The sequence below is a fragment of the Klebsiella sp. CSG-1 genome (assembly GCF_056521145.1).
Genome location: NZ_JBWNLD010000004.1, coordinates 25,022 through 45,279, shown reverse-complemented (window position 1 = coordinate 45,279; position 20,258 = coordinate 25,022). Strand labels below are relative to the sequence as shown.

Below are 20,258 nucleotides of genomic sequence, written 5' to 3'. Positions count from 1 at the left end.
AAAGTGTAATTCTTAGTGAGGGAAACCGCCGGGTTTTATTACCGCTTCGCTAAAGTAGCTGACGGAAATTCTTCCGTCAGCAGTATGGTTACTCAATGCAGTTCGACCGCATAATGAGTTAAAGGTGTGATTTTTTTAACCAACTTGTTGTTATATAAAAACTGTTCATAAGCCTCGTAGCGGGCCTTATCCAGCGCCGCGGGATTGCCGGCAAACAGGGGGGCCGTCTGCTGCCAGGCCTGCTGGTTCAGTTCGGTATTCAGCTCCGGATGAGCGGCGGCAAAAGCCTGCCAGGTTTCCTGCGGATGCGCTCGCAGATAGGTCACTCCCTCCTGCAGCGCGACGAGGAACTTTTTGATTTTGGCCGCGTGAATTTCATCGCGATTGGCGACAATCACCAGCTCGTCGTAGGCCGGAACGCCGAAATCTTCGACATTCATCACCTGCGGGTCTTTACCCTGCAGCTTGAGCTCCAGCGCTTCAATATTACGATAGCCGCCAATCACCGCGTCAACCTGGCCGGCCAACAGGGCGCTGGTCAACTGGAAATTGACGTTAATCAGTTTGATGCTTTGCGGATCGATATGGGCATGTTGCGCCATCGTCGCCAGCGTAGCCTGCTCGATACCGCTGACCGAATAGCCGACTTTTTTGCCTTTCAGGTCAGCAGGGGTTTTGATGCTTTTATCCAGGGCGATGACCGTGTTCAACGGCGAGTTAATCAAGGTACCGACCCGCACCAGCGGCAGCCCCTCATCGGCGAAAAAGTGCACCTGCGGCTGATAGGTGATAGCCAGATCCGCCTGACCGGCGGCCACCAGACGCGGCGGCAGGGCCGGGTCAGACGGCGGGACGATCTTAACGTCCAGTCCTTGCGCTTTAAAGGCGCCAATCTGTTCCGCCACCATAATCGGCGCATGGTCCGGGTTAATGTACCAGTCCAGCACCAGGGTCAGCTTCTCGTTGGCCATCGCCTGTCCGCTGATAAGCGCGGTTAATGTGATGGCGGTGAAAACGGGTTTACGCATGATTATTCCTTATTCCGGTGTCCAGTTGATCAGCCGGTGTAATAGAGCATCCACTGCCAGCCATAGCAGAATGGTCAGCAGTACTAAAATAAACAGCGCCGCAAAGCAGACATCGGTTTGCATGCGCGCGTTCGCATTGAGCATCACATAGCCCAGTCCTTCGGCGGAACCGACCCATTCGCCGATGATCGCGCCGATTGGCGCCACGGCAGCGGCCATGCGCAGGCCGGAACCCAGCGCCGGCAGGGCGGCCATCAGGCGAACATGTCGGAGCTGCGCTCCTGACGAGGCGCCCATCGTACGGGCCAGATCGAGGTAGTCGTGATTGACCCGCCGCAGGCCGTCAAAAAATGCCGACGTCACGGGGAAGAAAATCACCAGAACCGCCATCATCACTTTGGCGCTCATCCCGAAGCCAAACCACAGCACCAGCAGCGGGGCGAGGGCGAAAACCGGAATCGCCTGGCTGGTCAGCACCAGCGGCATCAGCCAGCGCTGTAGGCGCGGCGAGATCATCATGCACAGGGCCAACACCACGCCGAGCAGCACCCCGAGCGTCAGGCCACTGAGGATCTCGCTCAAGGTAACCAGCGTGTGCCAGCCCAGCCAGCTGCGGTTGTTCCACAGGGCGGCAGCCACCGCCGATGGCGACGGCAGCAGGAATGCAGGGATACCGCTGCGACTGAGCAGCCACCAAAATATCAGCAGGCCGCAGAACACGACGCCGCCGCGGAAAAGTTTCCCTCTCATCCGTTGGCCCTCATCAGCTGTTGCAGTAGCGCGGCTTGTCCCTTCAGCAGCGCCGGATCGTCCGGCGCCCGCGGCGGTATCCCCGCCAGATGATGGGCGTCATCAATGCCGCCTGGCGGCGGCGAGAGCACCAGCAGGCGATGACTGAGCCGGCAGGCTTCCATCGGGTCGTGGGTAATCAGCACCACCGTACGCTGAGTCAACAGTTCCGCTGCCAGGGTCTGGATACGCGTGCGGGTGAGGGTGTCCAGCGCAGAAAAAGGCTCATCCATTAACACGATCGGCCGATCTTCATACAGCGTGCGCGCCAGCGCCGCACGCTGACGCATGCCGCCGGAGAGCGACGCCGGACGATCGTCGGCGCAGTGGCTGAGACCCACCTGCTCTAATAGCGTCGCAACCCGCTGCCGATCGACGCGCTCTCCACGCAGGCGGGCGCCAAGCGCCACGTTGTCGCGCACGCTTAGCCACGGATAGAGCAGATCCTTTTGCCCCATCCAGGCCAGACGAGGGGCCAGCGGGAGACCGTCGCTGGCCTGAACCTGACCGTGGGTGGGGGCGGCCAGTCCGGCGATAATTCGCAGCAGGCTGGTTTTTCCGGCACCGCTGGCCCCCAGCAGCGAAATCCACTCGCCAGCGGGAATATCAAACGACAACTTGTCAAAAATGACCCGCGAGCCGAAGCGCAGGCTTAATTCCCGCACCGCAATAGTCGGAGCCGTCACTGAGCGACCGCCGCGGCATTCAGTCCCATCTGCCAGAAGTTGGCTTCCAGACGGGTGGCCGTGGTGAAGATGGCGCTCAGCTCTGCGACGCGCGATTCGGCGCCGCGCTGCTGCCAGACGCGCTCCAGCAGATCGATTGCCGCCGTGACGCCGTCAAGATAGCCCGCATCGCCGTAGTTACGGATCCAGGAGGCATAGGGGTTGTCGGTGAGTCGGGTGGCCGGATTGTCGAGCAATCCGAGGCCGATTTCCGCATAGCCTGCCACGCAGGGCATCAGCGCCACCAGCAGATCGAGCGCATCGCCGGAGTGACCGATATCCAGCACGTAGCGGGTATAGTTCACCGTCTCCGGCGCTTCGCTTTCGGCGGCCATTGTCGCTTCGTCCAGCCCCCAGCCCGCGCAATAGCCGACGTGCAGCGGCAGTTCGCCAAGAATCGCGTTCATTGAGGCGGCCGCGGCGCGCATCTCCGGGAGCGTGCGCAGTTTGCTGACCAACAGGGCATAGCTACGGGCAAAGTGGATCAGGAACAGGTAGTCCTGAGTCAGATAGCGGCGGAAGGCGCGTTCGGGCAGGGTACCCTCGGCAAGCTGGCGGAGAAAAGGATGGGCAACGTATTGTTCCCAGTCGCATCCCGCCTGCTGGCGCAGACGACCATAAATACCCTGGGTAAAGATCGGCAGAATCACAGGACCTCCTGATTGCGGGGGAGATCCGGGTGTGCGGAAGTATGAACAGGCAATGGCGGTAAACTGGCAAAATTGCCGACCCGTCCCTTCGCTGGCATGACCCAGATCAGGTTCAAAGGGTTCGGCTTACGCCATCTCAGCCCTCACGGGACACCCCTCGGTTGCGCCATGTTATACGGCATTCACTTTTTGATTACAATCCCGGCCGCGGGCGAATTCGCGCCAGGTTATGTGACACTGTCACTCATCCAGGTGGCTAAATACTCAGCGCCGGCATAATTTTGCTGCTGATAATTGGCTTTCTATGCCCTTTTCGCTGGCTAATTTGTCCAGAATTAAAAAAAACCGCCGACCGAAAATTGGTCGTTCATGGCACCATAGGATATATTTTTTATTACCATGAAACCCATTATTCTTCAGCTACATGGGCATTCAGAACCCATCACGACGCCGGAGAGTGCATGACGTTTTCGCTACCGACCATATTGCTGGCGCTCCTCGTGCCACTTTCCCTTCCCGCCGCTTGCGCCGAACTGTTCGATCCCGAAGATGGCATGCTGGATATGAGCCGCTATCTGCAGGATAACCCGTACGGATTCCTGCCGGTGCCGATGGCGATAACCGAGCCGGCGGTGGGCTATGGCGGGGGGCTGTTTGGTCTCTTTTTGCACGGTAAAGGGACGCGGGATGGCGATAATTTTATTCCGCCGCCGATCACCGCTTTTGGCGGCGGCGGAACGCAGAACGGGACCTGGTTCGTCGGCGGCGGCCACCGGCATACCTGGAATAATGACCGTATTCGCTATCTGGTGCTGCTGGGCTACGCCAATATTAAACTGGATATCTATTCCGACGGATTGAGCAGTTTTAATAAAAATACCGCTATCCACTCGCAGACCCGCGGCTATGGCGGTCTGCAAAAACTGCTGTTTCGCATCGGCGACACGCCGATATTTGTCGGCGCCTCTCAGGTGTATGCGAAAACCGAGGTTTCCGCCGATAACCCGGTCGTTAATCGGGTCTGGCAGCAGGTGCTGGGTCAGGAGAGCGCGTCATCGGCGCTGGGCGTGGTGGCGGAATATGACACTACGGATAATTTTTTCTACCCTAAGAAGGGGTTATCGGTACAAAGCGAGTATCGATTTTTCCGTTCATTGCTTGGTGGCGACTATCATTACGATCAGTTTTCTGTAGATGGGAAATACTACATCCCACTGAGTCGCACGCTGACGCTCGCCGTGGCTGGCAACTACCAGTCGTTGACCCACCATGATAAGCGCCTGACGCCAATGGCTCGCCCGTATATCGAATTACGCGGGATTTCTCGTTACCGCTATCAGGGCGATTATGTCAGTACGGCGCAGACTCAGCTTGCCTGGGAATTTCAGCCGCGCTGGATCCTGCAAGGGTTTGTCGGTATCGGCAGCGCCGCTGACGAAGCCCATTCTCTGTGGGAGCAAACCGACGTGGCGTGGGGGACCGGGTTTCGCTACCTGATAGCGCGCCAGTATGGATTACAGACGGGGATTGATATCGCCTTCAGCGAACATGAACAGGCGCTTTATTTTAATGTGGGTTCCGGACTTTAAGGTCAGATGAGAAAAAAATGAGATGGACTAAAATCGTACTTACGTTGTTGTTAACGTCGGGCACCGCCTGGGGGGCCAGCACGACCGACAGTTCCGGCAGCAGTAACGACAGCTATTTTCCGATTTGGGGTGATGAGGCAAGGGCGCGTGGATATTCGATCCCGCTGCCGTTCGGGGTTAATTTAAGCTATATGAATATTCGCCAGGATATCCTGGTCGACAGTATCTCTTTTTCCGGACTGAAGCTCGGAAATCATCCGATACCGGGCGATATGTTCGCCATCGATGCGGGACATACGCGACAGAAGAGCAAGACCGAGAACCTGCGTCTGGATATGTGGGTGTTTCCTTTTTTAAATATCTACGGCATCGCCGGGCATACCAGCGGATCGTCGCTATCAAAAGTGTCGGTTGACGCCGATCCCTCAAAATATACCGGGATCGACCGAATAATTGCCGGATCCGTACATCGACTTCATGAAAACGGACAGCTGCAGGATATTGATTTTGCGCTCGATTTTAAAGGCACCACCTGGGGAACCGGGTTTACCCTCGCCGGCGGCTATGGCAACTGGTTCGGCCTGATCGATACCAACTACACCCGTACCGACTTCGATATCCTTGACGGTAAAATCTCGGCCACCACCGTGTCGCCGCGCATTGGCTATCGCTTTAATTTACAAGGCATCGCCGGCCCGTCAAACTTAAGTATCTGGGTGGGCAGTATGTACCAGAACGTGCAGCAGGAGTTCAAAGGCAATCTCTCCGATCTGCATATGCCGCCGGAACTCCAGCCGCTCATTGCCGCGGTCAATAAAGACGATCAGGGCAAGTTTGACGTGAAGCAGCGGCTCTCTTCACCGTGGAACATGCTGGTGGGGGCGCAATATGAAATTACGCAGAACTTTAACGTGTTAACCGAGTTTGGTTTTAACGAACGTAATAGCTTCTTTGTCGCCGGAGAATACCGTTTTTAACCTCGCAAGATGCCGCCTGCGAGCGTCCGTTTATGTCCTGGAGACAATGTTGATGCGTCATGGCTTGTTATTTTTACTGGCGGCCGCGTTCTCGGTGTGCGCGAAGGATCCGCTCTTACCGGTCGTTCCCGCTCCCCGGGTCAAACCGGTGGTCAGCCATCTGGCGCCGCCGGAAGCGCTGCGTCCGTGCTGTGCGTTTGGCTATGACCTGCATGTCAGAGCGATTGGGGTGCCGATCCCGGTCTATCAAATTGGTAATGTCCTGACGCTCGATACGCTGGGTAAACATCGCTACAACGACAGCGCGCTGGGGGCGGTAAAAAACCTCGTCGGACTGAGTGAAGAAGAAAACGGGCTGATCTATACCCGTCGCGGCGGGTTTATCGATATCGCCCACGTGCGCGATACCGCGGATAATACTTTTTATCTCTTCTCCCGTATTTACCCGCATCTTGGACAAGCGGGGCGCATTTTCTACAGCGAGGAGCTGGGCATCAGACGGATCCAGCTCAATGCTTTTATGCCGCCGGCCGCTCTGTCCCGGCGCTATGAGATTGCCGCCTGGCTCGCAGGCCGTCTGGCCTATGAGCTTGCGCAATGGCATGAAATTGCGCAGTGGAATGGCTTCCAGTCAGTTCCGGGGTTTTCGGAGGAAATCTCCGCCTTTTCCCCGGAAGATCTCTACTCTAATCTGCTGGGCGCCCGGCTGGCCATCAGCGTCATTTTGCACGGCCATGCCGGTTCGGTTGACGACTATAACCAGGCAATGGAAGCCGCGCTGAAAAAGGTGCTGGTAAAACTGATGGTGGCTCCGCGCAGCGAAACGGAAAGCATGTTCCGCAAGCTGGATGGCGACTGGTGGAATAGCCAGCGGCGGGTTCCGGATAAATTTCTGGTGCTCAAACGCAATTACGATATGAGCGACGATCGGCTGCCGACGCCGGTCCCGTTCGAGAGGACGACGCCCTGGCGGTTAACCCTGCCGCAGACGGTGGACGGCTTTTCGCTCCCCGCGCTTGGACAGTTGCAAATTCATCCGGGGCAGGACATGCAGATGCTGCCGGTACCGGAGACCTTCTATACTCCCGGGCAGTTCCAGGGACTGGCCGATCGCGCCGAACGGGCGGATCAAACCCAGCTTGAGCGTATCGAGAAATAATTCAGCAACGGCGAGCGCCGGGGAGAATGCCTGGCTTCTGTCCGCGGCAGCGCCGTTTTGCTTTCCCGGTACACTTTCCATAATCAAAAAGGAACTATACTTCCGGCGTCTTGATCTCATGCCTGAACTTTCGACATCATTTCATTAGCTTACGCCGTTGGGCCAGATTGGCGATGAGAGCGTCGTTCAGAAGCGGGGTGCCTGTTCGCTGGAGGGCCGCATGTTATTAAAAGAGTTAATGATTTTTGATTTACTAAGCACCCCTGTCTGGGTGGTTCATCCTTTTAAAGAAGCCGTCGTCTACAGTAATCAGGCCTCCAGAACCCTGAGTGGAGCGATGTCGCTGGATGAAATGCGCAAAGGCACGCTCTCCAGCTGTCCGCAACGCAGCCTGCAGAATTATCTGTATTACTTCAAAAATATTGCTGAAGTATTTGAAGTGTGGACCATTCAAACCCCGGAAGGTCTGAGTCCGATTTATTGTAAAACCACGCTGATTAAATCCGCAGAATATGACACATTAATTCTGTTCGAAGCCGTAAAGATCCTGCAGCAAAATGACTCGTTTAAGGCGCTCCCCGCGCATACCTACAAACGGCGCAGCAATAGTTTCTTCTCGCGCTTTTTTATGACCAGTTCCGCCCCGATGCTGTTGATCGACCCTGAACAGGACGGGCGAATTATTGATGCGAATATCGCCGCGCTGCGGTTTTATAACTACACGGCCGATGAGATGCGCACTCGCCATACCTGGCAGATCAATACCCTGGGAAGGGACGTGCTTCCCGTTATGCGCAGCGTGGCAAGCTTACCCGGCGGCCACAAGCCGCTTAATTTTACCCATATTCTGTCCGATGGTTCTCTCCGCTATGTTCAGACCTATGCCGGGCCGGTGGTGCTGAACCATATACGGTTGATGCTGTGTATTATTCATGACATTACTGAAGAGGTGAATCTGAAGGAAGAACTTGAATTTGCGGCCACTCACGATCCTTTAACCGGATTACTTAACCGACGCGAGTTTTATCGTATTGTTGATTCCTCGTTATTTCATGCTGACGGTTTTTGCCTGCTGCTGGTTGATGTCGATAATTTTAAAGCGATTAATGATAGCTACGGACACCAAAAAGGCGATGAGGTGCTGCTGGCTATTTCCCGAATTCTTGAATCCGCCGCCAGAATTCAGGACCAGATCTATCGCTGGGGAGGAGAGGAATTTTTATTATTTCTCCCCGGTGCGACAATCGCGCCGGCACTGGCGATGGCGGAAGCGATTCGCCACGCGGTCAGCTGTTATCATATCCCCGAGCACGCCGGGACGGTGACGGTCAGTATCGGCGTCGCGGAACATCAGGAGGGTGAAGAGATCGATCAGCTGTTTAATCGCGTCGATAAAGCGCTGTATGCCGCGAAGAAAGAAGGGCGAAACCAGGTAAAGCTTCATCTGGTCGAAAAATATTAAAAACCTGGAGCCACAACCTATGCCATCCCCGGAACCTTCCCCCCTCGATAATCCGTGCGCTGAGAAGATCATCGATCTGTATGAGCGCCATGCCCGACGCTGGGCGGAACTGCGTTCAACCCACTTGTTTGAACAACCCTGGCTGGATACGTTTCTTGCGCGGGTGAGACCCGGCGGCCATATTCTCGATATTGGCTGCGGCAACGGAACGCCTGTCGCGGCCTACTTTATCCGCCGGGGGTATCGGCTGACCGGCATCGATTCCTCTCCGGCGATGATTGCCCGCTGCCGCCAGGATTTTGCGCATCAGCAGTGGACGGTGGCGGATATGCGCACCCTGGCGCTGGGTCAGCAGTTTGACGCGCTGCTGGCGTGGGACAGCTTCTTCCATCTGACCCGCGACGCCCAGCGCGCGATGTTTGCCCGCTTTGCGGCCCATGCCCGTGCGCACGCGCCGCTGATGTTTACCAGTGGTAACCACGATGGGGAAGCTATCGGGCAGTTTGAGGGGGAGGCGCTCTATCACGCCAGTCTGGCGCCGGAAGCGTATCGCCGGCAGCTGGAAACCCACGGTTTTGCACTACTGAAGCATGTTGTCAACGACCCGCACTGCGGTGGGCGCACGGTCTGGCTGGCGGAAAAAAGCGCCTGAACCGCTGTCCTGCAACGCGCGCCTGAGAGCGCGGGCGACTGATGGTCGGGCCAGAAAATGCGTCGATCCGCGCGTTGACGCGTCAGGATGGATATCAAACTATCACTATACTGAACTATCATACCGATCCGCTGTTTTCGTCAGGTCAGTATTTCATTATCAGCCCGGGCGTTTCGGGTAACCCTTTGATCTTCGGGTGAGGTTTCAAATAAGAAATGACGGTTTCTTTGCCATGTGCCTGCACTCTGTCTGCGACCTTATTGCTGGTCAGTCCGGCCTGTTTTGCCCTTGACGGTAGCCATTTAAAACAGCGCGCCGATGCCGTGCTGATGCTGATGAGCTACACCGTCGTCCCCGATGTCACCGCCAGCGACCTCAATATCGGTTCCGGCAGCAACGAGAAAAATCAGCTGTCGATTACCCAGTTCGGCGGCGGTGCGACCCTGAGTAAACGTTATCCGATCTATTTAGAAGGGACGCTGGGCTACAGTCGCTACGATCCGCAGTTTGTGCTGAGCAACGGCGATGACAGCCGCAATATTCCGGCGAAGTGGAACAGTCTGACCGGTACCGGCGGCATCGGCTGGGACTTCAATCTGTATACCGATAGGTGGGGCGGTACGCTGGTCCTGCGGCCCATTTTTAACTTTATGCTGGGGACCATGGCCAGCGACGTGCGGATCGGCAGCCGGCTGATTGAGCAGAAGCGGAATGCGGATTTTAAATTTCTTGACGGCGGACGGCTCAATGCCTACGGGCTCGGCGGTTCGCTGATGCTGGATTACGAACTGTTCTCCAAAGAGCAGGATATCGATGTTGAACTGCGCTATTCCGGCATGAGCCTGCAAACCTTTGGCAGCACGCCGGAAGCCGTCAGCGGACAGTCCAGTGCCGAAAACATTGGGCTGTATCTGCGCCGCCGCGCGCCCATTTCCGACTGGACGCTGTTGAAAAGCCCGGTGCGCTACGTGCTGGAAGGCGCGCATACCGAATATCTGGGCGATCAGCGCGGGCAGCTTGGGTTTAACGGTCTTAGTTCTCTGGGGGGCGGGCTGGAGCTCGACAGCAGCCAGTATCCCGTGTTCATCAGCCGCACGCGTCTCGTCGCCCGCTATATGTTCGGGGATAATACCCGGGGCTATGGCGTCGGTTTAGCAATGAGCTTTTAACCGCGTTTGCGCTGACTGCCATCGAACTGCGCAACATGCCGCTTTTTTTTTATTTTTTTAGCAATATTCCCGCCGCTCATTCGTCTACCTCGGCACAAGGTTACTTTTTACTACGTTAATGAGGTCACACAGATGAGAGATTTTGGAATGCACGGCTATGCGCGCGATCGCCGGTTCGGCCATCATCGAATGGCTAAACCGCTGATTATCGGCGTGGTGCTGATCGCGATTCTTGGGCTGCTGGTGATGTCGCTGTGGAATGCGCTGCTGCCGGCCATTCTTGGCGTCAAGAGTATCGGTTTCTGGCAGGCGTTAGGTATTCTGGCACTATCGCGTATTCTGTTTGGTGGCCTGGGTTTTCGCCCCGGCATGTTCGGGATGCGTCGCCGGATGCATGAACGCTGGATGAAGATGAGCCCGGAACAGCGCGAAGAGTTTATTCAGCGCTTCCACCATCGCGCGCCTCGCGACCCGCGTGGGCCTTGCGGCTGGCGCGAACGTCGGGAGGAGAACACCCCGCCGCAAAACGACGCGGTCAAAACGACGCCAGACGAGTGAGTCAGATGAAAACAGGGCCAGGCGGGGAGTCGCTGTTGCTATCGGCAATCAACGCCTGTCGCTCACGGCTGAGAGCGTTTATCCGCGGGCGGACACCGGTGCGCGACGATGCGGATGATATTCTGCAGGAAGTCACCTGTCAGCTGATGACCGTGGAACAGCCGGTAGAGAACGTGGCGGCCTGGCTGTTTCGTGCGGCACGTAACGAGATGACCGATCGGGCGCGAAAAAAGCGCGAGCTGCCCTTATCGGGCTACGTGAACCCGGACGACGATCTGCCGGAGGATGAGCTCTCAGAAACGCTGTTTGGCGTACCGCAAACGCCGGAAGAGGAGTATCTGAAAGCGCTGCTCTGGGATGCGCTGAATCAGGCGCTCTCCGAACTGCCGGCCGCCCAGCGCGAGGTCTTTGAGAAGACCGAACTGCAAGGCTATAGCTACAGGGCGCTGGCTGAAGAGTGCGGTGCCAGCGAACAGGCGCTGCTCTCGCGCAAACATAAAGCCGTTCTCTATCTTCGTTCGCGTCTGCGGACCTTCTACGATGAGCTGGTCGACGGCTGAGCCCGCCGTCCGGTACCGTGCTTTTCCCCCACGCTGCTCGTCTGATCAAAGCAAAACACAGCTGAAATATCCCCATCAGGGGATATTTTTATATTTATCCCTTGATGGGGATAACATGACGTTGCCGCTGAGTGACCGGGTTGACATTATCCCCGACAGGGTATAAATAGTGTTTTATCCGCAGAAGAGGATAAGGAGACATGATGAGCCCTTCACCAGGAATATACAGCCCGGTTCAGCTGGCAAACTATCTCAAGCTGGTGCGCCAGAAAAACCAGTGGACGCAGAGCGATCTGGCTCAGCGTATGGGGATTAAACAGGCTACCGTCTCTAACTTTGAAAATCATCCCGAGAAAACGACGTTAACCACGGTGTTTAAAATTTTACAGTCACTGGAACTGTCGATGGCGATTTGCGAAAAAAATGCGCCGGATACCAACGATAGCAGTGATAACCCACAGGATCTGGACTGGTAATGGCTACTCTCGTGACATGGATGAACAATGAGCGAGTCGGCGAACTTATCAAGCAGGCGAACGGCGCCCATCTCTTTCGCTATGAAGAGGCGTGGATGCGCAATCCTCGCGCCAGGCCGCTCTCTCTGTCGCTCCCGCTGCAGTACGGTAACATCACCGACGATGCGGTGTTTAACTATTTTGACAACCTGCTGCCGGACAGCCCGCGGGTGCGGGACCGCATTGTTAAGCGCTATCAGGCGCGTTCAAAGCAGCCTTTTGATCTGCTGGCCGAGATCGGACGCGACAGCGTCGGGGCGGTCACGTTACTCCCGCCAGGGGAAAACGCAACCCGGGGAGCTTTGAGCTGGGAGGCGCTGGATAGCCACGCCCTGGATGCGCTGCTGACGGCCTACCAGTCGGATATACCGCTCGGGATGGTCAACGAACACGATGATTTCAGGATCTCGGTGGCCGGGGCCCAGGAGAAAACCGCGCTGCTGAAAATCGGCGAGCAGTGGTGTATACCGACGGGGACCACGCCGACCACCCATATCATTAAACTGCCTATCGGCGAGATCAAACAGCCGGATGCGGTGCTGGATCTCAGCGAAAGCGTAGATAACGAATATTTGTGTCTGGCGCTGGCCCGGGCGTTGGGTTTTGCCGTTCCGCGCGCCAGCATTATCCAGACCGCCAGCATCAGGGCGCTGGCGGTTGAGCGTTTCGACCGTCGTTGGGCGCAGGAGAAGACGGTGCTGCTGCGTTTACCGCAGGAAGATCTGTGTCAGGCCTTCGGTATTCCGTCATCGATTAAGTATGAGTCCGACGGCGGGCCGGGCATTCGGGCGATTATGGCTTTTCTGGTTGGATCCAGCGAGGCGCTCGAGGATCGCTATAACTTTATGAAGTTTATGGTGTTCCAGTGGCTGATTGGCGCAACCGATGGCCACGCGAAAAACTTCTCGATCTTCCTCCAGCCGGGCGGCAGCTATCGTTTAACCCCATTCTACGACATTATCTCCGCGTTTCCGCTGCTTGGCGGGAAGGGGCTGCACCTGAGCGATCTCCGGCTGTCAATGAGCCTGAAGGCCAGTAAAGGGCGCAAAACGGAGATCCAGACGCTCTATCCGCGTCACTTCCTCGCCACGGCGAAAGAGGTGGGGTTTGCCGAGGAGCAGATGCTGGAGATTCTGCGCTATTTTGTCGATAACGTTCCCCACGCGGTTGCTGCGGTAAAGGAAACTTTACCGCATGACTTTTCACCACCGGTGTATGAGGCGATCACCGATCGCTTACTGTGGGTCCATTCACGCTTGCAGAACGCAATGGCGGCGTTACCGTCGGGCTGAGCGAAGGCCCGGCGCGACTTCCCCAGCGGCTTTTCAGGTAGTTCACCGCCTGCTGAGTTTGCGGCTGGTTGAGATAGTTCTCCCGGAACAGAATCGTCCCCTGGATTTGCGGCATCGATTCGTTCAAATCCAGCTGCTTCTTCAGTTCCGGAACGCCGCCGTTGACCATCCAGTCGGGCTCATTTTTCGACGGCTCGCCAATTTTATACAGCGCCACGCCGATATACAGCCGGGTACCGGTCGGTTTCACCACGTCGGCCCACCATTTAGCGAGCACATCATAGCGGGCCGCATCACGGGCAAAGGGCCAGTACAGCTGGGGGGCGATGTAGTCAAGCAGGCCCTGTTGAACCCAACTGCGGGTGTCGGCGTAAGACTCATCATACGCCGCCGCGCCGCGGGTATCGGAACCTGCCGGATCGTGTGATCGGTTACGCCAGACGCCCGCAGGACTGACGCCAAACTCAATATCGGGATTGAGCTGTTTGATGGTGCGTGACACCTGGGCAATCAGCTGCTGGGTATTGTGTCGCCGCCAGTCCGCTTTGGAGGCGTATCCCTGGCCATATCTCCGGTAGGTCTGGGTGTCGTTCAGCGCTGAACCCGGCGATTCGGTGTAGAAATAATCATCAAACTGCACGCCGTCAACCGGGTAGTGTTCCACCACTTCGGCAACGATGCTGGTTATCCAGTCGCGCACTTCCGGAATCCCCGGGTCGAGGACAAAGCGGTCGCCGGCGGTACGAATCCAGTCACGATGCAGCACGAAAACGCTGGCGGGGATCTGCGAGAGAGTCCCGTTGAGTTCGCTGACGGTTTTTGGCCGGGTGTTCACAGAAACGCGATAGGGGTTAAACCAGGCATGGACCCGCATACCGCGTTTATGGGCCTCATCGAGCATAAACTGGAGCGGGTCGTAGCCCGGATCCTGGCCGATATGGCCGGTCAGCATATCGGACCAGGGCAAAATTTTTGACGGCCACAGCGCGGTGCCATCCGGTTTGACCTGGAAGAAGACGGTATTGATGCCGAGGCTTTGCAGCTTATCCAGTTTATCGGTCAACGCTTGCTGCTGCTGGCGGATACGAACTGCTGGGTCGCCAATCGTCACCGAGGCGACAGGCGGCCAGTCAAGACGAGACACCGTTGTCAGCCAGACGCCGCGTACCGGCTCATGGGTTTTGGGTAAATGGGGCTGTTTCAGCGCCGGGGGAAGCGGGGTCACCAGAGAGGCGGGCGGTTTGCCGGAACAGCTAACCAACAGCAGCGCGGCGGCCACCGCCGCGGCGGACAGGGTCGCTTTAAAGAAAACAGGGACGCTACGAGAGCAGAAAATCATATTCGTCATCGTTATAGGCCGTTGCGTGAAGATGCATTCTCCTACGATTCGAATTCAAGTCAATCAGTGTGTGTATTCCCCGCGTCTGACCTGCTGTTATGTTGGCAGGGCGGCCCCTGGCGGTTAACTACGCCGCGACAGCGTCGGGTCGTTATCGCCTCCTTTTCCCGGAAGTGAGCTCCGCCTGCACGATGGAAATCATAAGAGTGGGCTATGAGTCCATAGCGCGGAATCCCCGTTAACGCGCCGCTTCTCGCACGTCTTGTTATATTGTTCACAATACCGCAACAAAATTATTCACTCTCATGATCATTTTCGCACTTTTGCACCAGGGCAGTGCGCAACGAGTGCAAAGAGCAACTATGTTTAGCTCGCTGGTCGATATGGACGCCGCAGTTCCCGACTCGCCACGTGATGGCAACAGACCTCCTGACTCGTACAGAAATGCACGTCAGCCGGAGGCGGTAACGTTGTTATCACGCGTTATTGCCATCCATCACTAAGCGATCTGACGCGCCATTTCTCCCTGGCGGGATTTTTGCTTCTTCCACCCCGGCCGTGACGGCACAGTGTCAGCCTTCGGCAAACCAAACAGTAATTGATATTTTCCGCGCCATTACAGGGCGCAAGGCTATAAATCGCTGAGGAATATCGAATGTCTCTGAAACTTAAAAAGTTGACTCTTCATTTTGCGATTGCGGGTTGTATGAGCATGGCATTTTACGCACAGGCGGATGTGAAGATTGGTGTTGCCGGACCGTTTACCGGGCCGAATGCGACTTATGGCGCCCAGTACTGGAAAGGGGCCTCGCAAGCGGCGGCGGATATTAATGCGGCGGGAGGAATTAAAGGCGAAAAAATTGTGCTGGTTCAGGGGGACGATGCCTGTGAACCCAAACAGGCGGTCGCCGTGGCGAACCGTCTGGTCGATGAGTCCGGCGTCTCCGCCGTGGTGGGGCATTTCTGTTCGTCATCCACCATGCCTGCCTCAGAGGTCTATGACGAGGCCGGTATTCTGACGATCACCCCGGGCTCGACGAACCCGCAAATCACCGAACGCGGGATGAAAGATATGTTCCGCATGTGCGGTCGCGACGACCAGCAGGGAGCTATTGCGGCGAACTATATGCTGGATGTGCTAAAGGCGAAGAAAATCGCCGTGATCCACGATAAAGATACCTATGGCCAGGGGCTGGCGGATGCCACCCGCGCCGCGCTGGCGAAACGCGGGACGAAAGAGGTGCTGTACGAGGGGCTATCCCGAGGCGAGAAGGACTTCAACGCGCTGGTGACCAAAATTGGCGCGCTGAAGCCTGACGTGGTCTATTTCGGCGGCTGCCATCCGGAAGCCGGCCCGCTGGTTCGTCAGATGAGGGAACAGGGGGTACAGGCGAAATTCTTCTCCGGCGATTGTATCGTGACGGAAGAGCTGGTGACCGCTGCCGGCGGCCCGCAGTTCACTGACGGCGTGCTGATGACCTTCGGTCAGGATCCGCGCACCATTGCGGAAGGGAAAGCCGTCATTGAAAAATTCCGCGCCAGCGGTTTCGAACCGGAAGGCTATACCCTGTATGCCTACGCGTCGATCCAGGCGATCGCCGCAGCCTATAATGCCATCGGAGCCGATAACACCAAAGCCAGCGAATGGCTGAAAAACCACAGCGTCGATACCGTGATGGGCAAAAAAGCCTGGGATGGCAAGGGCGATCTGAAGGTATCGGATTACGTGGTTTATAAGTGGGATGATAAAGGCAAATATCACCAGCTCTAACCGCCAGAACTTCCCGCCCCTTCACAAGGGGCTATTCGCGAAAAGGCAGCGGCGGTGCGCCAGGCTGTTCGCTGCCCGTTTACCGGCAGGATGGTGTCTATGGAAGCGTTCTTTCTACAACAATTGATCAATGGGCTGACGCTAGGCGCCGTATATGGATTAATCGCCATCGGCTATACCATGGTGTACGGCATCATCGGCATGATTAACTTCGCTCACGGCGAGGTGTACATGATTTCGGCCTATCTGTGCGCTATCGGGCTGGCGTTGCTCTCCGGATTTGGGATTCACTCCTTTCCTTTGCTGATCTTCGGCACGCTGGTCTTCACCATTGTGGTGACCGGGGTCTACGGCTGGACTATCGAACGTATCGCCTACCGGCCGTTGCGCAACTCAACCCGCCTGGCACCGCTGATTTCGGCTATCGGTATGTCGCTTATTCTGCAGAACTACGTACAAATCAGCCAGGGTCCCAATCAACAGGGGATCCCGACGCTGCTCTCCGGCGTACTGCGTTTTGAGGTTGGCGACGGCATCGTGCAAATCACCTGGACCAAAATCTTTATCCTCGTCGCGGCGCTGGTAGGCATGATCGTCCTGACCTGGATAATCCAGCATACCCGGCTCGGTCGTATCTGCCGGGCGACGCAGCAGGATCGACGAATGGCCGCCATCCTTGGGATTAATACCGATCGGGTGATCTCGCTGGTTTTTGTCATTGGCGCGACGATGGCCGGTCTGGCTGGGGTGCTGGTGACCATGAACTACGGCACTTTTGATTTCTATATCGGTTTTATCATCGGCATCAAAGCCTTTACTGCCGCCGTGCTGGGGGGGATCGGCTCGCTACCCGGCGCGATGCTCGGCGGTTTACTGCTGGGAGTAGCCGAAGCGCAGTTCGCCGGGCTGGTGAACTCGGATTATAAAGATGTTTTTTCCTTCGCGCTGCTGGTGGCGATCCTTATTTTCCGCCCGCAAGGGCTGCTGGGTCGCCCGATGGTTGCCAAGGTTTAAGGGGTCAAACATGGCTGAAGTGTCCCGTAAGCCAGGAGTGGATATCAGGCGCTGCCTGATCGACAGCATCCTGGCCGGATTGTGTGCGCTGATCGTATTTGGCCCGATCGTGGGCATTGTGCTGAAAGGTTACAGTTACAATCTGTCAACCCAGCGGGTGTTGATACTGGTTGGCATCGTGATGATCGGGCGACTGCTGCTCAGTCTGATGCTGCAAAGTCGCAGCGGTCGCCAGTTCCTCGCCCGCTTTGAAGGAACGAATGATGGTGTATACGTGAGACCCGCCGGTTATCGATCGCGGCTGCGCTGGGTCATTCCGCTGCTGGCGCTCCTCGCCATCCTGTTCCCGATCATCGCCACGAAATATCTGCTGACGGTCGCGATTCTTGGGCTGATTTATGTCCTGCTGGGACTGGGGCTGAATATTGTGGTCGGGCTGGCGGGCCTGCTCGATCTGGGCTATGTGGCCTTTTATGCCATTGGCGCCTACGGGCTGGCGTTGGGTTATCAGTATCTGGGGCTGGGATTCTGGGCAATGCTGCCGACAGGCGCCATTATGGCGGCGCTGGCCGGTGCGCTGCTGGGATTTCCGGTGCTGCGAATGCATGGCGATTATCTGGCGATTGTCACCCTCGGCTTTGGTGAAATTATCCGTCTGGTGCTGAATAACTGGGTCAGTTTTACCGGCGGACCGAATGGGGTATCCGTCCCGGCGCCGACGCTGTTCGGCCTCGAGTTTGGCCGGCGGGCAAAAGACGGCGGGGTGCCGATCCACGAGTTTCTGCACATCAGCTATAACCCCAACCTCAAATTTATCTTTATCTACGCCGTGCTTTGCCTGGTGGTCCTGCTGGTGCTGTTTATTAAGCACCGGCTGACGCGAATGCCTATCGGCCGCGCATGGGAGGCGCTGCGTGAAGATGAGATAGCCTGTCGGGCTATGGGGCTGAACCATGTGCTGGTGAAGCTCTCGGCGTTTATGCTGGGAGCCTCTACGGCAGGAATTGCCGGGGTCTTTTTTGCCACCTATCAGGGGTTTGTTAACCCGACCTCGTTTACCTTTTTTGAGTCGGCGCTGATTCTGGCCATCGTGGTATTGGGGGGAATGGGCTCGACGCTGGGGGTGGTGCTGGCAGCGTTTGTCCTGACGGTGGCCCCGGAATTGCTCAGGGGGTTCGACGAATATCGGGTGCTGCTGTTTGGCGTACTGATGGTGCTGATGATGATCTGGCGGCCGCGTGGGCTGGTGCGTACCAGTCGTACGGGGGTGGCGGTACGGAAGGGAGTGGCGCCATGAATGACAATATTTTGCAGGTTGAGCATCTGATGATGCATTTTGGCGGCATTAAAGCGCTCAATGATGTCAATCTTGAGGTCAAAAGAGGGTCGATTACCGCGCTGATTGGCCCTAATGGCGCGGGGAAAACCACGGTGTTTAACTGTCTGACCGGGTTTTATCGGGCAACCGGCGGGGCGATCAGGCTGCATGCCCGTTCGCGGATCACCGACGTGATTCAGGTACTGGGACAAAAGCTTCATCCGACGGATTTTCTCCATCCAGCCGCGCTGGGATCGCGGCTGTATTACAAAATGTTCGGTGGGACGCATCTGGTTAACCGGGCGGGGCTGGCACGAACCTTTCAGAATATCCGGCTGTTTCGTGAGATGTCGGTGATTGAAAATCTGCTGGTGGCCCAGCATATGCAGGTAAATCGTAATTTACTCGCCGGGATCATAAATACCCGCGGGTATCGAAACGCCGAAAACCGGGCGCTGGATCGGGCCTTCTACTGGCTGGAGGTGGTCGGTATGGCGGATTGCGCTAACCTGCTGGCGGGAACGCTCTCCTACGGGCAGCAGCGGCGGCTGGAGATTGCCCGCGCGATGTGTACCGGGCCAGAGATGATCTGTCTGGATGAACCGGCGGCGGGACTTAACCCCGTTGAGACCCAGGCGCTGAGCAAGATTATCCGCTTCCTGCGCCAGTATCACGGCGTGACGGTATTGTTGATTGAACATGACATGGGGATGGTGATGGAGATTTCCGATCACGTGATCGTGCTCGATCATGGCGATGTGATCGCCCGCGGCAAACCGAAGGAGATTCAGTCAAATACCAGCGTGATCGCGGCCTATCTGGGGACGGATGAAGAGGAGCTTGCCGAATGAGCCAACCGTTGCTTGAATTTCGTCAGGTGGATGTGTTCTATGGCCAGATCCAGGCGTTGAAACAGGTCTCCTTAACGGTGAATGAAGGGGAGACGGTGGCGCTGATCGGCGCCAACGGCGCCGGGAAGTCCACGCTGTTAATGTCTATTTTTGGCCAGCCACGCATCGCCGCAGGAGAGATTCGCTATCGCGGCGAGGATATCAGCCGACGGTCTACCCATTTTATTGCCAGTAACGGTATTGCCCAGGCGCCGGAAGGGCGACGGATTTTTGCCGATATGACGGTGGAAGAAAACCTGCTGATGGGGACCATTCCCGTGGGCAGCCGCTTTCAGAATGAGGACAAAGCGCGAATGTATCAGCTTTTTCCTCGTCTTGAAGAGCGACGGGCGCAACGCGCCATGACGTTATCGGGGGGCGAGCAGCAGATGCTGGCCATTGCCCGCGCCTTGATGAGCCGGCCAAAACTGTTACTGCTGGATGAGCCCAGTCTTGGACTGGCGCCGCTGGTGGTCAAACAGATATTCCAGATCCTGCGAGAGCTGACGCAGCAGGGTATGACGCTGTTTCTGGTGGAACAAAATGCGCATCATGCGCTGAAGTTGTCTGACCGCGCCTACGTCATGGTGAATGGCCAGATTCAATTAAGCGGAACGGGCAGGGAGCTGCTGAACAACCCGGAGGTGAGAAATGCCTATCTCGGCGTGGTCTGATAAGTGACAGCGTCACTGTTTAACCATTAAAAGCAACCCGTTCCCATCCGCCGGCCATTTCCCGCCGGCGTTTGTTTTTCTCGCCAGGGCAAGCCACTGATTTCTGCAGGATAAAGACGATAAACGT

20 protein-coding genes and 1 riboswitch are annotated in these 20,258 nt (G+C 56.7%); of the genes, 15 read left to right on the top strand and 5 right to left on the bottom strand.

Translation table 11 applies throughout. From position 1 onward, the window contains the following. Positions 1–92: 92 nt before the first annotated feature. From AC007G_RS11245 to AC007G_RS11230, 4 genes are read right to left on the bottom strand one after another with little or no spacing between them, the layout of a single operon-like run. Complete coding sequence (locus tag AC007G_RS11245) at positions 93–1,028, bottom strand: ABC transporter substrate-binding protein (RefSeq protein ID WP_032687753.1); 936 nt, start codon at positions 1,026–1,028, stop codon at positions 93–95. 9 nt (positions 1,029–1,037) lie between these two features. Further along, a complete protein-coding gene (locus tag AC007G_RS11240; RefSeq protein WP_032687751.1) occupies positions 1,038–1,778 on the bottom strand; it encodes an ABC transporter permease in 741 nt (246 codons plus the stop codon). Beyond that, positions 1,775–2,503, bottom strand: coding sequence for an ABC transporter ATP-binding protein (locus tag AC007G_RS11235; protein ID WP_142630637.1), 729 nt, complete (start codon positions 2,501–2,503; stop codon positions 1,775–1,777). The genes AC007G_RS11240 and AC007G_RS11235 overlap by 4 nt, the downstream gene beginning before the upstream one ends. Then, entirely contained in the window at positions 2,500–3,192 is a 693-nt protein-coding gene (locus AC007G_RS11230) for a TenA family protein (protein ID WP_032696212.1), read from the bottom strand. Before AC007G_RS11230 ends, AC007G_RS11235 begins: the two co-directional genes overlap by 4 nt. 66 nt (positions 3,193–3,258) lie before the next feature. Continuing rightward, positions 3,259–3,360: riboswitch (TPP riboswitch) on the bottom strand. Between the two features lie 293 nt (positions 3,361–3,653). Between AC007G_RS11230 and AC007G_RS11225 the strand changes: the two genes are divergently transcribed. The 10 genes from AC007G_RS11225 to AC007G_RS11180 all read left to right on the top strand — a co-directional run bounded on the left by AC007G_RS11225 (position 3,654) and on the right by AC007G_RS11180 (position 13,125). Beyond that, a complete protein-coding gene (locus AC007G_RS11225) occupies positions 3,654–4,781 on the top strand; it encodes a BamA/TamA family outer membrane protein (protein WP_142630638.1) in 1,128 nt (375 codons plus the stop codon). Between the two features lie 17 nt (positions 4,782–4,798). Further along, the gene (locus AC007G_RS11220) at positions 4,799–5,758 is read left to right on the top strand and encodes a porin family protein (RefSeq protein ID WP_032687747.1); all 960 of its coding nucleotides are present in this window, start codon (positions 4,799–4,801) and stop codon (positions 5,756–5,758) included. 52 nt (positions 5,759–5,810) lie between these two features. Then, positions 5,811–6,917, top strand: a complete 1,107-nt coding sequence (locus tag AC007G_RS11215; protein WP_032687746.1) for a DUF4056 domain-containing protein — start codon at positions 5,811–5,813, stop codon at positions 6,915–6,917. Positions 6,918–7,137: 220 nt separating this feature from the next. After that, complete coding sequence (locus AC007G_RS11210) at positions 7,138–8,379, top strand: GGDEF domain-containing protein (protein WP_142630639.1); 1,242 nt, start codon at positions 7,138–7,140, stop codon at positions 8,377–8,379. Between the two features lie 19 nt (positions 8,380–8,398). Beyond that, positions 8,399–9,031: a class I SAM-dependent DNA methyltransferase gene (locus AC007G_RS11205; RefSeq protein WP_032699859.1), complete on the top strand. Its 633-nt coding sequence runs from the start codon at positions 8,399–8,401 to the stop codon at positions 9,029–9,031. Between the two features lie 215 nt (positions 9,032–9,246). Then, positions 9,247–10,200: a hypothetical protein gene (locus AC007G_RS11200; RefSeq protein ID WP_112150610.1), complete on the top strand. Its 954-nt coding sequence runs from the start codon at positions 9,247–9,249 to the stop codon at positions 10,198–10,200. A gap of 132 nt (positions 10,201–10,332) precedes the next feature. After that, positions 10,333–10,758 carry a hypothetical protein gene (locus AC007G_RS11195; RefSeq protein ID WP_032687741.1) on the top strand — a complete coding sequence of 142 codons (426 nt, stop codon included), beginning with the start codon at positions 10,333–10,335 and terminating at the stop codon, positions 10,756–10,758. 5 nt (positions 10,759–10,763) lie between these two features. After that, a complete protein-coding gene (locus tag AC007G_RS11190) occupies positions 10,764–11,318 on the top strand; it encodes an RNA polymerase sigma factor (RefSeq protein WP_133959562.1) in 555 nt (184 codons plus the stop codon). A gap of 203 nt (positions 11,319–11,521) precedes the next feature. Next, positions 11,522–11,794 (top strand): type II toxin-antitoxin system antitoxin HipB, encoded by a 273-nt coding sequence (hipB, locus tag AC007G_RS11185; protein WP_032696205.1) that lies wholly within the window; start codon positions 11,522–11,524, stop codon positions 11,792–11,794. Next, complete coding sequence (locus tag AC007G_RS11180; RefSeq protein ID WP_046852509.1) at positions 11,794–13,125, top strand: type II toxin-antitoxin system HipA family toxin; 1,332 nt, start codon at positions 11,794–11,796, stop codon at positions 13,123–13,125. Before hipB ends, AC007G_RS11180 begins: the two co-directional genes overlap by 1 nt. On the opposite strand, the gene AC007G_RS11175 is transcribed toward AC007G_RS11180, so the two are convergent. Beyond that, positions 13,058–14,464 (bottom strand): glycoside hydrolase family 10-like protein, encoded by a 1,407-nt coding sequence (locus AC007G_RS11175; RefSeq protein ID WP_032699891.1) that lies wholly within the window; start codon positions 14,462–14,464, stop codon positions 13,058–13,060. The two genes, AC007G_RS11180 and AC007G_RS11175, sit on opposite strands and share 68 nt — an antisense overlap. A 712-nt stretch (positions 14,465–15,176) precedes the next feature. On the opposite strand from AC007G_RS11175, the gene AC007G_RS11170 reads away from it, so the two are divergent. From AC007G_RS11170 to AC007G_RS11150, 5 genes are all read left to right on the top strand, one after another. Then, a complete protein-coding gene (locus AC007G_RS11170) occupies positions 15,177–16,235 on the top strand; it encodes a branched-chain amino acid ABC transporter substrate-binding protein (protein ID WP_185935635.1) in 1,059 nt (352 codons plus the stop codon). Between the two features lie 99 nt (positions 16,236–16,334). Further along, the gene (locus AC007G_RS11165; protein ID WP_142630641.1) at positions 16,335–17,249 is read left to right on the top strand and encodes an ABC transporter permease subunit; all 915 of its coding nucleotides are present in this window, start codon (positions 16,335–16,337) and stop codon (positions 17,247–17,249) included. Positions 17,250–17,259: 10 nt separating this feature from the next. Next, entirely contained in the window at positions 17,260–18,546 is a 1,287-nt protein-coding gene (livM, locus tag AC007G_RS11160) for a high-affinity branched-chain amino acid ABC transporter permease LivM (RefSeq protein ID WP_032696203.1), read from the top strand. Beyond that, a complete protein-coding gene (locus AC007G_RS11155; RefSeq protein WP_142630642.1) occupies positions 18,543–19,418 on the top strand; it encodes an ABC transporter ATP-binding protein in 876 nt (291 codons plus the stop codon). The genes livM and AC007G_RS11155 overlap by 4 nt, the downstream gene beginning before the upstream one ends. Next, complete coding sequence (locus AC007G_RS11150; RefSeq protein ID WP_142630643.1) at positions 19,415–20,131, top strand: ABC transporter ATP-binding protein; 717 nt, start codon at positions 19,415–19,417, stop codon at positions 20,129–20,131. The genes AC007G_RS11155 and AC007G_RS11150 overlap by 4 nt, the downstream gene beginning before the upstream one ends. Positions 20,132–20,258 lie beyond the last annotated feature (127 nt).